Source organism: Seonamhaeicola sp. (assembly GCF_028281565.1).
In the GTDB taxonomy this organism is placed as follows: domain Bacteria; phylum Bacteroidota; class Bacteroidia; order Flavobacteriales; family Flavobacteriaceae; genus Seonamhaeicola.
In genome coordinates, this window is record NZ_JANQJQ010000014.1 from 1 (window position 1) to 13,616 (window position 13,616).

The 13,616-nt window shown below is 42.0% G+C and carries 10 protein-coding genes; 1 reads left to right on the forward strand and 9 read right to left on the reverse strand.

Annotation, left to right across the window (positions count from 1 at the left end):
* Positions 1-174: 174 nt before the first annotated feature.
* The gene (gtfA, locus tag Q0983_RS06625; RefSeq protein WP_299550490.1) at positions 175-1,731 is read right to left on the reverse strand and encodes a sucrose phosphorylase; all 1,557 of its coding nucleotides are present in this window, start codon (positions 1,729-1,731) and stop codon (positions 175-177) included.
* A gap of 192 nt (positions 1,732-1,923) precedes the next feature.
* Between gtfA and Q0983_RS06630 the strand changes: the two genes are divergently transcribed.
* Positions 1,924-2,946 carry a LacI family DNA-binding transcriptional regulator gene (locus Q0983_RS06630; protein ID WP_299550492.1) on the forward strand — a complete coding sequence of 341 codons (1,023 nt, stop codon included), beginning with the start codon at positions 1,924-1,926 and terminating at the stop codon, positions 2,944-2,946.
* A gap of 7 nt (positions 2,947-2,953) precedes the next feature.
* Here Q0983_RS06630 and Q0983_RS06635 read toward each other — a convergent pair whose 3' ends face one another.
* From Q0983_RS06635 to Q0983_RS06670, 8 genes are all read right to left on the reverse strand, one after another.
* Entirely contained in the window at positions 2,954-4,129 is a 1,176-nt protein-coding gene (locus tag Q0983_RS06635) for an MFS transporter (RefSeq protein WP_299550623.1), read from the reverse strand.
* A gap of 5 nt (positions 4,130-4,134) precedes the next feature.
* Positions 4,135-5,988 (reverse strand): alpha,alpha-trehalase, encoded by a 1,854-nt coding sequence (locus tag Q0983_RS06640; RefSeq protein WP_366140999.1) that lies wholly within the window; start codon positions 5,986-5,988, stop codon positions 4,135-4,137.
* Positions 5,985-7,214, reverse strand: coding sequence for an MFS transporter (locus Q0983_RS06645; RefSeq protein WP_299550494.1), 1,230 nt, complete (start codon positions 7,212-7,214; stop codon positions 5,985-5,987). The genes Q0983_RS06640 and Q0983_RS06645 overlap by 4 nt, the downstream gene beginning before the upstream one ends.
* Before the next feature lie 15 nt (positions 7,215-7,229).
* Complete coding sequence (locus Q0983_RS06650; protein WP_299550496.1) at positions 7,230-8,582, reverse strand: MFS transporter; 1,353 nt, start codon at positions 8,580-8,582, stop codon at positions 7,230-7,232.
* Between the two features lie 12 nt (positions 8,583-8,594).
* Positions 8,595-10,655, reverse strand: a complete 2,061-nt coding sequence (locus tag Q0983_RS06655) for a glycoside hydrolase family 97 protein (RefSeq protein WP_299550627.1) — start codon at positions 10,653-10,655, stop codon at positions 8,595-8,597.
* Positions 10,656-10,723: 68 nt separating this feature from the next.
* The gene (locus Q0983_RS06660) at positions 10,724-11,362 is read right to left on the reverse strand and encodes a hypothetical protein (RefSeq protein ID WP_299550498.1); all 639 of its coding nucleotides are present in this window, start codon (positions 11,360-11,362) and stop codon (positions 10,724-10,726) included.
* A 31-nt stretch (positions 11,363-11,393) separates the two neighbouring features.
* Positions 11,394-12,305: a hypothetical protein gene (locus tag Q0983_RS06665; RefSeq protein WP_299550500.1), complete on the reverse strand. Its 912-nt coding sequence runs from the start codon at positions 12,303-12,305 to the stop codon at positions 11,394-11,396.
* A gap of 6 nt (positions 12,306-12,311) precedes the next feature.
* Entirely contained in the window at positions 12,312-13,616 is a 1,305-nt protein-coding gene (locus Q0983_RS06670; RefSeq protein ID WP_299550502.1) for a phosphatase PAP2 family protein, read from the reverse strand.

A 13,616-nucleotide genomic window follows, 5' to 3' on the forward strand; every position in this document is an offset into this window, starting at 1 on the left:
ATAATAATTAGTTATCCGTTATTCGGAATTTCCCATAAGAGTCCCTATGGCAAAATCCATTAAAAAATTTGAGTGCTAATAATAATTATAGAAGAGAGATAGGGTAAATATACATTTTTTCACAAGGAGTCAGATAAAATACACAAAAAAATGTAGACCCTTTTGACAAATGCATTAAAACGATAGCACCTTATGCACACCGTTTTCGCTATAATCTATAGAAAAATCACAGGTGGTAAGGTCTGCCTGCAGTTGTGCCACATCTCCGTCATGTGCCCATTGGATATGGATCTTATGGGCAGGGGTTTCATGGATCTGAACCGTTCCGGAAAATGCATTGGAGGTATTTCGTAACCTAAGCAGCTTAAGCTGATCCAGCACTACAGGTGTTTCCAGCCCTTTTTCAACGGCTTCCATGCTTAACGTGGTTCTGTTTATTTCCTTATGCCCGCCTTTTCCGGCCTTATCGGCAGCTTCATAATCATTTTTGCCCGCAAAAAGGTCCAAATACCAGACCTGCGGGATCCCCGGCATAAAGAGTTGAATAGCCCTGGCCAAAAGCATTTTTTTATCGTCTTCGCCTAAAGCACTGAAAAACGTAGCATTTACCTGGTAATACGACAGCTTATTACCGGAAGCATCATAGATATTTTTGACGCGCCCGCCCCGTTTCATAATGACATTCATGACCTCTTCAATGGCTTCATCTTCCAGTAAGCCTTTATGATATGTATCCCCCACCTGTTTTCCCTTTAAATCCAAAACAGGAATACCGTCATGGCAGCCTAACATGTTAACGGTCTTATAGCCTTTGTCAATAATTTCTCGGGCCCAGGCCAAAAGGGCCCCGTTGTTTTGGGTTTCAAGCGTATGGATCATTAATCCCGGTAAAAAGAAATCATAGATCTGATAGCCTTCCGCAGCTACCTCATCATGCAGGTTTAAGCCATATTCCGCATGGATTTCTGGCAAGACCGTTAAGTCATGGGTATCGGCCAGTTTTTTAATGCGCTTCAAATAGTCCCAAGTTCCGGGCATATTAAAAAAATTGGACTGCCCCACTTCTTTATGCAAATAGGCAAAGGCATCCAACCGTAGTATTTTGCAGCCATAAGCACTTAACTTCTGTAAGGTCTCTTTATAAAAATCCCATACCAGTGACGACCTGGCATTGACATCCATCTGGCCCAAATAGCTTTTATTTTCATAGTCCACTTTCTGATAAAAGGTATTCCAATAAGGTTGCTGGGTACCATCGGGAAAAGGCACTTTTAATATGGGCAATCCGGCTTTTCTCATGAATAATTTGTTGAGATAAGCCTCCTTTGGAATTATCACACCTTCATCATTCGGTTCCCCATGGCCCTCCCAAAAAGCATTCCAGTTGATAAAGAAGTCTTTGTATTCGGAAGCGCTGCCTTTTTTGAGCAGATCTTTAAACTGTGGCGAGGCCACCGATAAATGATTTAATACAATATCAAACTTCAAGCGGATGTTCAATTGCTTTAAAGCTTCCAGATCGGCTTCGGAAACCAGATCCCGGTTCAGGTCGTAGTCAATGATGGAAAAGCCCCGGTCCAGATCACTGTTAAAAAACGTGGGGAGGATATAAAATAACGAAAAGACATCTTTAAATTCCGGCCTTTCCAACAGGCTGACAGTGTCCGCCAGTTTTTCTCCTATACTATCCGGATAGGCATTAAACATAACGCCATGCATGGTATTGCTCATAACTACTTCGTATATAAGAAACAAGATACAATTCAAGGGGTAAAGTTGGTAGCAATCCTTAAAAAAAAGGCCTTTCAAATACCGAAAACCTTTTCGATTGTTATCGTATTATATTCTAAATCCTTACTTTTAATAGGAACAATCCAACAGCTTCTTTTATCTTTATAAAAGATTTTACAATCATTTTACTACATGAGACCGGTAACACTAAAAGAGATAGCTAAAGAATTAGGAATTTCGGTTGCTACTGTTTCCAAGGCTTTAAAAGGCTACCAGGATGTGAGTCCTAAAACGAGAAAACGCGTTTTGGAATTGACCGAAAAGTTAAATTACTCCCCTAATACGGCGGCCATAAGCTTAAGAAAGCAGCATACCAAAACCATTGGGGTTATCATCCCCACCATCGTACACTATTTCTTTTCCAGTGTGATCGAAGCCATTATAAAAATTGCCGACAGTAAAGATTATCTGGTCATTCTTTTGCAAAGTGATGAAAACTTTGAACTGGAAAAAAAACAGGTCAATCTCCTGTTGAGCAAAGGTATTGACGGGCTAATCATTTCACTTTCCAATCATACCAGGACCTATACGCATTTAAAAAAACTGCAGGATTATAATGTCCCTTTTGTACAAATTGATAAGATCTCTAAAATTGTGCACAGCTCCAAGGTGATCATTGATGACCGGAAAGCGGCCTATAATGCCGTTAGTTATCTGATAGAGAAAGGCTACAAAAAGATCGCGCATTTCAGGGCCGGTCTGAACCCTCAAAATTCCATTGACCGCTATTTGGGTTATAAAAAAGCGTTGGAAGATAACGACATCCCATTAGATCCAAGTTTGGTTTATATATGTGATAACAACAGGGATTTTGAGGACGGTATATTCAATGCCGAAAAAATGATTAAAGAACATGGCAACTCGGTAGATGCCATTTTTACCGTAAATGATATGCTGGCCATAGGTGCCATACATTACTTTAGAAACAATGATATTAAAATCCCTGAAGAAATAGCGGTTTTCGGGTTTAGTAATTGGTTTATGTCTTCGGTAATTTCTCCGAAGCTATCCACCGTCAATCAGGATGGTTCTATAATGGGAGAAGCCGCAATCAATGTCCTTTTTGAAGAAATAGAAAATAAGAGGGCAGGAAAACCGGCTCTAAACAAAACCGTTGTTATAGACACGGACCTTGTCATCAGGGAGTCTACATAATTAAGACTTAATACGATTTTGTTAAGCTTAGGTGTCTTGCCCTGAACGCTGAAACCATGATGGCTAACACCGTTGAAAACAACAGGAACATAAAGCTCATCTTCAAACCGAAATTATCGGAAATAAATCCTAAAATAACCGGGCCTAATGAAAATCCTATAAAGCCCACCCCGGAAACAAAGGAAATCCCTGCCGAAGCCGAAATACCTTCCGTCTTTCCGGCAATTCGGATCAATTCGGGAATAATGACGGACAGCCCAAGGCCCACAATACCAAACCCAAGGGTCGCGGTTATTAAGGTTCCGATAGCGACCAGAATATAGCCGGCCAGAGCACAGACACATCCCAGGAGCACCACTTTTATAGAACCGAAATGATTACTTATCATATCTCCGAAAAACCGACCCGTAGTCATACAGGCTGAAAACATAATAAACCCCAGACCTGTTAAACTATTGTTCTCTATCTGAACGATCTCCGTAAGGTATAAGGTACTCCAATGTTCAATGGCCCCTTCGCTACCCATAACGATCATAGCAATAAATGCCATGGCCATAAGTGGTTTAAAAGCCTTGAAACTCCGTTTTTCCTTCTTGTTAACCGCCGGAGTCTCTTCCTGCTTAATATAGTGTTTACACAGCAACAGGTTGGATACGATCACCACTAAAGCTATCAGGAGCATGTGGTACTGCGGCACGGTTACAAGTCCCATGAGCAAAGACCCCAAAACGGCCCCGATCACGCCACCCGAGCTAAAAAATCCATGGGCCGCAGCCATAAAACTAACGCCATCCTTTTGCTCCAGTTCAGACACCAAAGCATTCATGGCAATATCCGTAACGCCCGAAAAGACCCCAACGATGTACAAAGCCAGACACAGCATGATGTAACTTGGTGTCAGCAGCGGCAGTAAAAATGCCATCGCGAACAGGACAATCCCGACTATGGTCGTCCGTCCCAAACCAAAACGTTTTGTGATCCACGGAATGACCGGCATAAATGACATGAGTCCCAATGCCAGACAAAACAAGGCGATGCCCAACTGCGCATCGTTGAGCTGCAACTTATGTTTTACATGGGGAATGTATAAGACCCAGGTCCCTATCATGATATTTAAGGAACAGAATACCCATACCACGGCAAAGTATCTGGTATTGGACAGTATGAGCCTTAGTGAGTGCATCAATTTTAAAATAAGGTTTCCGGGGTTACCAGGTGGTTCAGTTTATCCACAAAGTCATCATCCAACAACGACAAACCGTATTGATACGAGGCATTCATCCATCCGAATCCTTCCTGGGTGATGTATTCAAAATCCGTCCCAACATTACCGTATTCGGCAAACACTTTATGGGTGGCTGCCACCACATCGTATTTTTCAGGAATGGTGCCATTGTAATCCACGGCATTTTTTGTGATCATAAAAAGCCATCGGTAGATCAACTCCTGGGCTGTATCGTGGAAGCCATAATCCATAAGCCCTTTCCAAACCATCATCTGGTGTGGCGCCCAGCCGTTGGGATAATCCCATTGCCTGGCGGGCCTTTGTTCTGTAATATCTCCCCTGCTCGCTTTAGTAGATCCTGCCAGTCCGCCTTTTTCCTTCAGTAAGGGAATGGCCGAGGCCACCAACTGTTCGGCCTGGGAGTCACTACACATGTTTGCCCATAAGGGCACCAGGGTGGTTACCGCTATAAAATCGGATGGTTTATGGTCTTTATGATTAAAATCAAAATACAGGCCTTTTTCGGAATTCCACAATAACGCATTGGTGGCTGCCAGGCGTTGCTCTGCCTTTTGTTCCCAATAGGTACTTGTATAGCCTTCAAACAAATCATTGAATTCTACTTTTATAAGGTATTGAAAATCGGTTTCATATTTATACAGGAAGGCATTGAGTTCCACCAAATTCAGGTCGGCGCAGTTCCCGTCAATCCGGTACGAGGTATCATGACCCGATTCTCTAACGCTTCTGTCGTGCAGAAAATAGGTATCAAGAGCCTTGTTGATTATAGTACCATCTTCATAACGGGCGATGTATTCTGCAATACTCAGGCCTGCTGCTTCCGCATATGGCTGCAAGATAGCATCGAAATGCCCGGCCTCACATTCGGGAGGGATCCCGATACCTTCGGCTAAAAATCGGTTAAGCCCGTTATCCGTCAGCCGCTTTCCTTCTACCATCCAGACACTTTCGTACTCCTTTATAGCCGTTCTTAAATGGCTTGTCAGCCAGTTTTTATCTTTGGTTACCACGTATACATCCCTGATCATGGACGAATAAAACGGTGGTTGTGTTCTAGTTAAATAATAGCTCCTGTTGGCATTCAATATTTTCCCGTAGTGCTCTATTTCATACTGAAAATTATCTGCCATGGCCCGGGCCAGTTCTATTTTTCCATCATTAATAAGGCCTATGGATTCAAAATAACTGTCCCAGCCATACATTTCATTAAAGCGCCCACCGGGGACCACAAAGGGCACACCTGTTGTTTTGCCATCCTCGGTTTTTAATTTTAAACTTAATATGCCCGGTTTCTTATTGATGGACTTCACATAGTCCGGTGTCATGTGTTCCGGCAGTTGGATGGCCTCTATAGCCACAGTTGCTTCAAGCGCTTTGTAATATTGTAAAGCCTTGGCATCTTCAAACGGAATGTAAACAGGAAGTTTTTCAGCGGTAAGGGACTCGTTCTTCGAATCGGAAATAAGGCGTTCAATGCCTGCGGCGTCCATGGTCCGGGTCAAACCCTGCCAATAATACTCCCTGATCATTCTGGATACGCGATCCACCGGAAGCTCTTCTATCATGTCAACCGAAATATCGGTATACGTCTTACCTTCATTTTTGGCAATGACCAGTTCCTGGAGCAGATTGGATAAGTGATAGGTGCCTTTTACCTCGTAATGCTCCTGTTCCGATCTCAAGCTAAAGGACCCCGGCCCTTTATCTTCAATGGTTATTTTTTTATCGCCGTCAGTGTCCTCCTGTGCCAGTAGAGCCCGGAGTGTTTCTTCTATATGTAATCTAAAAATCATCATTGAATAATTATTTCTTTTTTAGACATTCTATCAATCAATAAAACAAAAACGATAAGCAATAGCATAGGAATTAAAAGGAAATAAAACGCATTCGCACCACCTATTCTATGAAAAAGCTCGCCAACAATTCTTGAACCTAAAGTCCCTCCCAGTGCCGAAAAAACAATGATTAATCCGGACATTGGAGAATGCAATTTTTGAGGCAAAGAACTCAGAACCGAAGAATTTAAAAGCGGATAAATTGGTGCTATAAAAAGACCTATCAACGGTAAAACAAATCCTAAAACCGGCACATTGGCAATTGAAACGATCTCTGTTAAAACTGCTTCATCAACCCTGAGTTGCGGAAGTACTAACATAAGAATGCCACCGGAAATAATAACACATAATATTACCAAATGAACCCACCTGATATATTTGGTCAGATAACCCGCAACAAATCTTCCTAAGGCCAGAGATAAGGCTAAAATACTAGCCATCTGAACACTTAGAGCGGAATCAAACTTAAATATTTTTTTATTGAATGTTGGCAGCCATGTCATAACACCCTGTTCTATCATAACAAATAAAAAAGCCGAAATTATGAACACCAATACTAAAGGGACTGCTATTAAACGGGCCGATTGCTTTATATCATCCAAAGCATTTGAAGTTTGCTCTTGTTTTTCCTCCGGAATTTTTGAAAATAACAGCAGTAAAAATGATATGCCAATTAAGCCACATAGTAAGTAATAGACATTTAACCAGGAGTCCGGGTCATCTGAGTAAAACGCCGGAAAAATAAAATAGGCCAATGCAATACCAACCATAAAGAACCCTTCTATACTACTCATTAAAGAAGCGTGTTCTTTTTTGCTTTCCGTAAGCATACCAATAAGACTGTAAACCGAAAGCTTTATAAGTGCAAAACTCACCCCAATACTTAAAAATAGAACCTTTGTATAGGTAAAGGTATTTCCATAAACCATGGTTAAACATCCGATAAAAACCAAAACTAACGCAGTTAACATGGCTTTTTTATACCCGATTCTTGGAAGAAAGGAAGCCACCAAAAACGAAATAATTGCAATAGGCAAATCTTTAAAAGCCTCTAAAACGGATGCTTGAGATTCCGTAACATTATAAACAGCAATAGATTTTTCAATTACTATACCTACACTATTCAGTAGTATGGCAAACACAAAATAATTGATAAACAATGATAACTTGACCCCCAAATTCTTCATAATCTTAGATTTTATTTAATGACCGCCACCGCCGGGCATCATGACATTTTCACTATCGTTATCGGATGCAGGTTCTTTTAAACGCAACGCCAGAACTCCGGCTATCAGGAAAAACACCCCGCTAAAAATGATCGCATTAACCGCACTGTTATTCAGTAGGTTTTTCACAATGGGCCCAAACGTAAGCGTTTGAATTCCCATAGGAATAACGATCATCATATTTAATATACCCATATAGACCCCACGCCGTTCCTGAGGTACAATTCTGGAAACCATGGAATAAGGTATTCCCATCATGGCCGCCCAGCCTATACCAAATAATACCATAGGCAGGATCACCAGTAAGGGATCCTGAATATAGGGGATGGAAAGCATGGCTACAGCTGTTAGAAACAGGCTGATGACATATACTTTTTTCCCACCGTATTTTAACGCCAGAGGCACCAGGGCCAGGGCAAAAACAATGGTGGACACATTATAGGTAGTATTCATTTTGGCTGCCTGGCTCAATGCTTCCGACGCATTAAAACTCATACTTTCCTTAAACATCGGCGCAATAAACTGCCAGTATACAAATAGAGCATACCATTGAAAGAGGTATACCCCCGCCAGCTTCCACATAAATTTTGGCATGTCTTTTACGGCATGCATAATTTCAACTATGGGCGCAAACACCCGCTCTGTAAAAGGCAGGGTCTTATGTTTTTTAATTTCCTGCAACTCTTCATCGGAAGGTGGGATTTCAGGTGTTTTTAAGACAGACCACAATATGGTTGAAACAGATAGAATGGCCCCAATAAAGAATGAATAATAGAGCCATGTGGGAATGCCTTCTGTTGCTTCGGTAACCGTCTCGGCACCACCAAACCAATCCTGAAAAATGAAAATAGAGGCATTGGCTAATACAATACCGGCGCCTACAAATAAACTCTGCATCTGATATCCGAAACTCAACTGTTTGTCAGGCAGCTTATCCCCGACAAACGCTCTGTATGGCTCCATGGCCATATTATTACCTACATCAAGGATCCATAACAGCCCCACGGCAAACCAAAGGGCCGGACTAAAGGGAAAGGCAAATAAACACAAACTACCCAGCAGGGCACCAATTAAAAAGAACGGTTTACGCCTACCCCAACGTGGTGACCAGGTCTTATCTGAGACAGCCCCAATAATAGGTTGAATGATCAACCCGGTGACCGGGCCGGCCAGATTAAGAAGGGGAAGCTCGTCATGATGTGCCCCTAAAAAGGAAAATATAGGGTTTACGGCGGTTTGTTGTAACCCAAAACTGTATTGAATCCCTAAGAACCCAACATTCATATTAAATATTTGCCAAAAGGATAAACTTGGTTTGGTTACTTTCATGCGTACGCTTTTTTAGTTCTTTTTAATACTGATGGCAAAACCTCCTCCGGCTACCAAATGCACATCCAGTGTTGATTTACTGGTAATGTCCATGGTTTCAATAGCATAATCCGTTGGGTTTTCGTCCCAATGCGCGTCTGGTCCGTCTTTATAAATGACAGCCTGGAAGGACGTACCTTCCGGTAAAAAATCAAAGTTCAGTTGCAGGTTACGGGCATGTTCATCGGTAATACCTCCAACAAACCAATCTCCCGTTTCGCGTTCTTCCCGGGCTATAATCACAAAGTCTCCAACCTCTCCGTCCAGTACTTTGGTTTGTTCCCAATCCACACCAACATCTTTTAGAAATTGGAACATCGGATGTATCTGCCCGTTTTCCATATAGTGCTCCGGGAGGTCACAAAGCATTTGAATAGGGCTATAAATGACCACATACAACGCTAACTGATGGGCCAATGTGGTATTGATCTGATTATTTTCTTTATAACCATCCATTTTAATATTGAACACCCCCGGCGTAAAATCTATAGGGCCGGACAGCATTCTGGTAAAGGCCACGGTTGATAAATGGCTTGTCGGGTTCCCTCCATCGGAAGCCCATGCATTGAATTCCTGGCCTCTTAACCCTTCCCGGGCAATGGCATTTGGATAGGTTCTTCGCTTCCCGGTAGCTTTAATGGGTTCATGCGCATTTATGGCTATTTTCTTTTTGGCAGCTTCCTCCAAAACCTTATGGTAATGGTTCACCATATATTGTCCGTGGTGATACTCCCCTTCCGGAATAATTTTACCTACATACCCGGTTTTAACGGAGTTAATCCCATGTTTTTTCATAAAATTATAGGCCTCGTCCATCTGTTTCTCATAGGTTCTGGGCGCTGCAGAGGTTTCATGATGCATGATGATTTCTACGCCTTTAGCTTTGGCATATGCTATGACCTCCTCAAAATTGTAATCCGGATAGGACGTCATAAAATCAAAAATACCTTCTCTGTCACCACTCAGCCATTGATTCCATCCGGTGTTCCACCCTTCAACCAATAAGCCTTTTATACCGTGCTCCGAAGCAAAGTCAATATAACGTTTGGCATTCTTCGTATTGGCCCCGTGTGTTTTAGAACTTGCTTTACCCTGGGTATACGTTGTCATATCCTGGGTAGCTTCAAAATCCCAGGTAGATTTTCCTATGTGCATTTCCCACCAGATCCCAACGTATTTCATTGGGGTGAAATAGCTCACATCGCCTATTTTATTTGGTTCATTAAGGTTTAAAATAAGTTTAGATTCTATCAGATCTCCGGCCCTTTCGGCTATTTGAATGGTACGCCATGGTGTTTTGAACGGGGCAGCCAGCCTGACTTTCCCGCCCAGCCGTTCAGAACCCACCAATTCACTGGTAAGGCCCAGCCCATCTTTATCAACCTTAAGGGTCATCCCGGAGTAATCGGTAAGATCGGCCTCATGAAAACTAAGATACAGGGCCTCATCGGTTTTCATGGTCACCGGTGTATTTACAGCATTTTCAGGTATGTGCGTCGCCGACAAATTCGGGTGATCCCGTTTGGATAAGGCATCGATTTCAGACAGCTTTGATTCGTTGTACACGTGCTCATAAATATCCCAATCGCCCGGAATCCACCAAACCTTATGGTCACCCGTTAAGTTAAACTCCGTATTTTCATCGGTTATGATAACTTCCTGTAAATGTTCCTGCTCCGGAAAATCATACCTGAACCCTAGTCCATCATTAAACACTCTGAAATGAATGTTGAATTTACGTTTTGTTTCGGTGGCTTCCTCCAAATAAACAATGAGTTCATTGTAATGATTGGCAACCTCTGTTTGCTCTCCCCAGGGCATCTGCCAGGTCTCATTAACGGTACTTGTTTCGGTTTTTAAAACGTTTAAACCGGCTCCTAAAGACGCCTGATTTTTGAAATCGAAACTCAGGCCCGAGGAATCAATAACTAATTTATCTTTATGATATACCTTATAAAAAGGGGCCTCATTCTCATCGAGGTTAAACTCCAGACGAATATCACTGTCCGGGGAACTCACCTTAAAAGGTTCCATTGCTTTGCCACATGAAAACAGTGACACAAACCAGAGTATTATAATGTAATTTCTCATGTGTTTCCTGATTATTTGAATTGAATTGTATTTTTACCGTATATCAAATCGGCATACGATCTGTGCGTTTTAATAATGTTGTGTTCAATTTCCAGAACCTCTTCATTAAAATCATTAATAATATCCCGGGCTCTTTTTAACCGGGACATTTTGGTTTCTTTATAATTAGTTTCAATAAAAACTTTGTAATCTATGTTTTCCAAAAGCATGGTATAGGTGCCTTCTACCAGGCAAAATTGAAAGTCCCCGGGATTTATTTTTTCCTCTAAAATTTTATTCTCGTCATAATTGACCAAAGGCTTATGTACCGGAGCCTCATTTTTTTTGAACTCCAAAATATTCCGACTTAACAGGTCCAGGTCCACCTCACCGGTTCCTACAATGGAAATATCTTTAAGCCTTCGGTTGTGATTATCTTTGGGTGGATAAAAGAAATAATCATCGCCGTGAAATAAAAAGCCTTTAACCCCAAAGTATTGTTGAATATCAACATACAAGGCGTAAGCTAAAGAGGTCTTTCCGCTTCCGGATTCCCCGCCTACGGCAATACACAAACGCGCTCCGTTACACATCTGCTTTTCTATTTCGGCAATGACTACGTTGCTTACGGCTTTATATTCCGGATGATATGTTAAATGATCCCCTATCATGTTCTTTAGTGTTTACCCAATATCATTTTACTTATTGCTCCAGGGGTAAAAATACCTGAGCCTCCCATTCCAGTTCATTACCCCCCGAATGCGGGTCATTCAAAAAGATCTCAACGGGTAATTTTTGCACCTTGATCCCATGAGTTTCCGCATAATCAATCAGATGATACCAACCCCGGTCTGAGATCTTATAATTTCCGTTAAACCGTGTTTTAATAGCCTTTTTAGACGCTAAGGTTTTTATTTCAACCACCTCGGATTGCGGATAATCCTCAAGTTCCTCAACAGGAAAACAGAAATGAAATGTGATCTGATCCTGCTGCAAATCCCAATGCACGATCTCAAGAAACGGATCCCCTATTAATTCCAGATCATTATTTCTTATATAGTCCATTACATCAATAGTGTGCTTGATCATGATATTAGCCTTCTCATAAGTTTTACAACTAAGCTCAATGTATGCCACATGGCTTTCCGGGATGACGGCTTCGGTGACTTCCGAAACTCTGTAATCTTCCTCATGCGCCAGTATCCCCTTTCTTATATTATTTACTGTTAACAAAGCGCGCCTGGCAAAATCTGTTTTTTTGAAAGGCATTGTTAGCCGTTGTGCCAATCTGTGTTCGGTATCCGACAACAGTGCTTCCACTTTGGTAACGGAGTCCGATGTCCTGGTTAGCAGCCACTCAATCTTAAAAACGGAATCAGCCACCTTGAACTCCTGAACTATACTATTAAAAGGCTTCTTTGATATTACAGAAACAGCTTTCTTTGATTTTGGTTCCCAATGGTTCCAGGCTATCAGGGAACTATAAATGGTTCCCGGAGATTGCTGTGATGTAAAGGTGATCTTGTAATCATAAGGCTTTACAAATAAATACCACAGCACAAGGGTCACCGCCAACACCAGGACCGCCCATAATGTTATTTTTTTTCTATTCACTCTTATTTACTTCATTTTAAGGTGGCTCACCACCAAACGTCCCACACGTCTACCCTGATTCACACCCACATCAATAGCCGCCCTGTAATGTATGCCCCCGTAAAGCCTGCTAATGGCCGCTTCATTGGCAGCGTGTTCAAAGGATCTGAAAGCACGTATGGGAAGCCCGTAAGGAATCTCCGTAGTATCTTCAAACGCATGATCTTCGCCAAAAATGGAGGTTAAGACCGTTGATGCCGATCCTGAAACCACGGAGTGTCCGCTGGTATATTCAGGGAAAGGCGGTGTTTGCAGAATAGGTTGCCATTTTTCATCAATATGCTGATTAATTAAGGTCTCCGGCCTTATTAAATTACTTCGATACTTTTCATCCCAACAGCTTATAAACGCTTCAAAAATCCCTATCGATGTTTTGGTAAAAGCATACACCGCTTCTTCGAAATCATAATTATTCTGAGCACAGCAAATTTTTGTGATCCCGATCCAGTGTGCCCCGGGTGTGATCTTTTTTGTGGCAAACATAAAATGCCCTCTGGTTACCGAAACATAGGGGTTACAATCCCAAAACTGTGCAATTTCTATTTCTTCCGAGGTATCTCCTTTTTCCGTGATCTCCTGACTCACATTATACACTTCCATCAGTTCCTCATGAAACTGGCTTCCCTTATCCAGGGAGAAATCCGGAGGCGGGGCGGGTTTAAATTGCGCCGCAGAATCCAGAACCAGGGTTCTGATCTTATTCCAATGCGGTTCTATGCCATCCATATAGGCCGGTGGTGTTGGCTGCCATCTTGAAGGATCATCCGTATCTACGTTATACTTATGCATCGTCCTGGTCTGAGCATAGTTATCTTTATTGATCCATGGTTTTAAATGTTTGGCCACAGTCATGCCATAAGCTTCAGACACTTCAAACTCAGCTTCGTTCTTTTGTTTCCAAATACCGTAAAGGCTATCTCTGAAATGTTCCATTTTTTCTTCTGAGAACACCAGGGCCTTACTTAATTCCATATGCGCCACCAGAGCCGCTACTTTAAGGTTTACAGCCTCACTTTCGGCATGAGGAATCGCCTCTAAATCCCTCAGTTGACCTGCCAATGGTTTATAGGTATCACTATTTTGAGAGATGATCTCATAGGCAGCAATGTTAGGATATACATAAATCCTGCTGGCTACCGGGGGTGAGAAAATATCATGAACCATAATTTGCGTTACCTGTTCAACGGCATTGTAAAAGTCCGTTGCCGAAATGGCTATAGGTTCCTTCTCAGTTTTGCAGCTCTGTAATACAAGGCCTGTTAAAACGGCCAT

Excerpts from the sequence above, each read along its gene's own strand:
- gtfA (WP_299550490.1), bottom strand. The coding sequence starts at position 1,731 with ATGAGCAATACCATGCATGGCGTTATGTTTAATGCCTATCCGGATAGT.
- Q0983_RS06630 (WP_299550492.1), top strand. The coding sequence starts at position 1,924 with ATGAGACCGGTAACACTAAAAGAGATAGCTAAAGAATTAGGAATTTCG.
- Q0983_RS06635 (WP_299550623.1), bottom strand. The coding sequence starts at position 4,129 with ATGCACTCACTAAGGCTCATACTGTCCAATACCAGATACTTTGCCGTG.
- Q0983_RS06640 (WP_366140999.1), bottom strand. The coding sequence starts at position 5,988 with ATGATGATTTTTAGATTACATATAGAAGAAACACTCCGGGCTCTACTG.
- Q0983_RS06645 (WP_299550494.1), bottom strand. The coding sequence starts at position 7,214 with ATGAAGAATTTGGGGGTCAAGTTATCATTGTTTATCAATTATTTTGTG.
- Q0983_RS06650 (WP_299550496.1), bottom strand. The coding sequence starts at position 8,582 with ATGAAAGTAACCAAACCAAGTTTATCCTTTTGGCAAATATTTAATATG.
- Q0983_RS06655 (WP_299550627.1), bottom strand. The coding sequence starts at position 10,655 with ATGGAACCTTTTAAGGTGAGTTCCCCGGACAGTGATATTCGTCTGGAG.
- Q0983_RS06660 (WP_299550498.1), bottom strand. The coding sequence starts at position 11,362 with ATGATAGGGGATCATTTAACATATCATCCGGAATATAAAGCCGTAAGC.
- Q0983_RS06670 (WP_299550502.1), bottom strand. The coding sequence starts at position 13,616 with ATGGCCGTTTTAACAGGCCTTGTATTACAGAGCTGCAAAACTGAGAAG.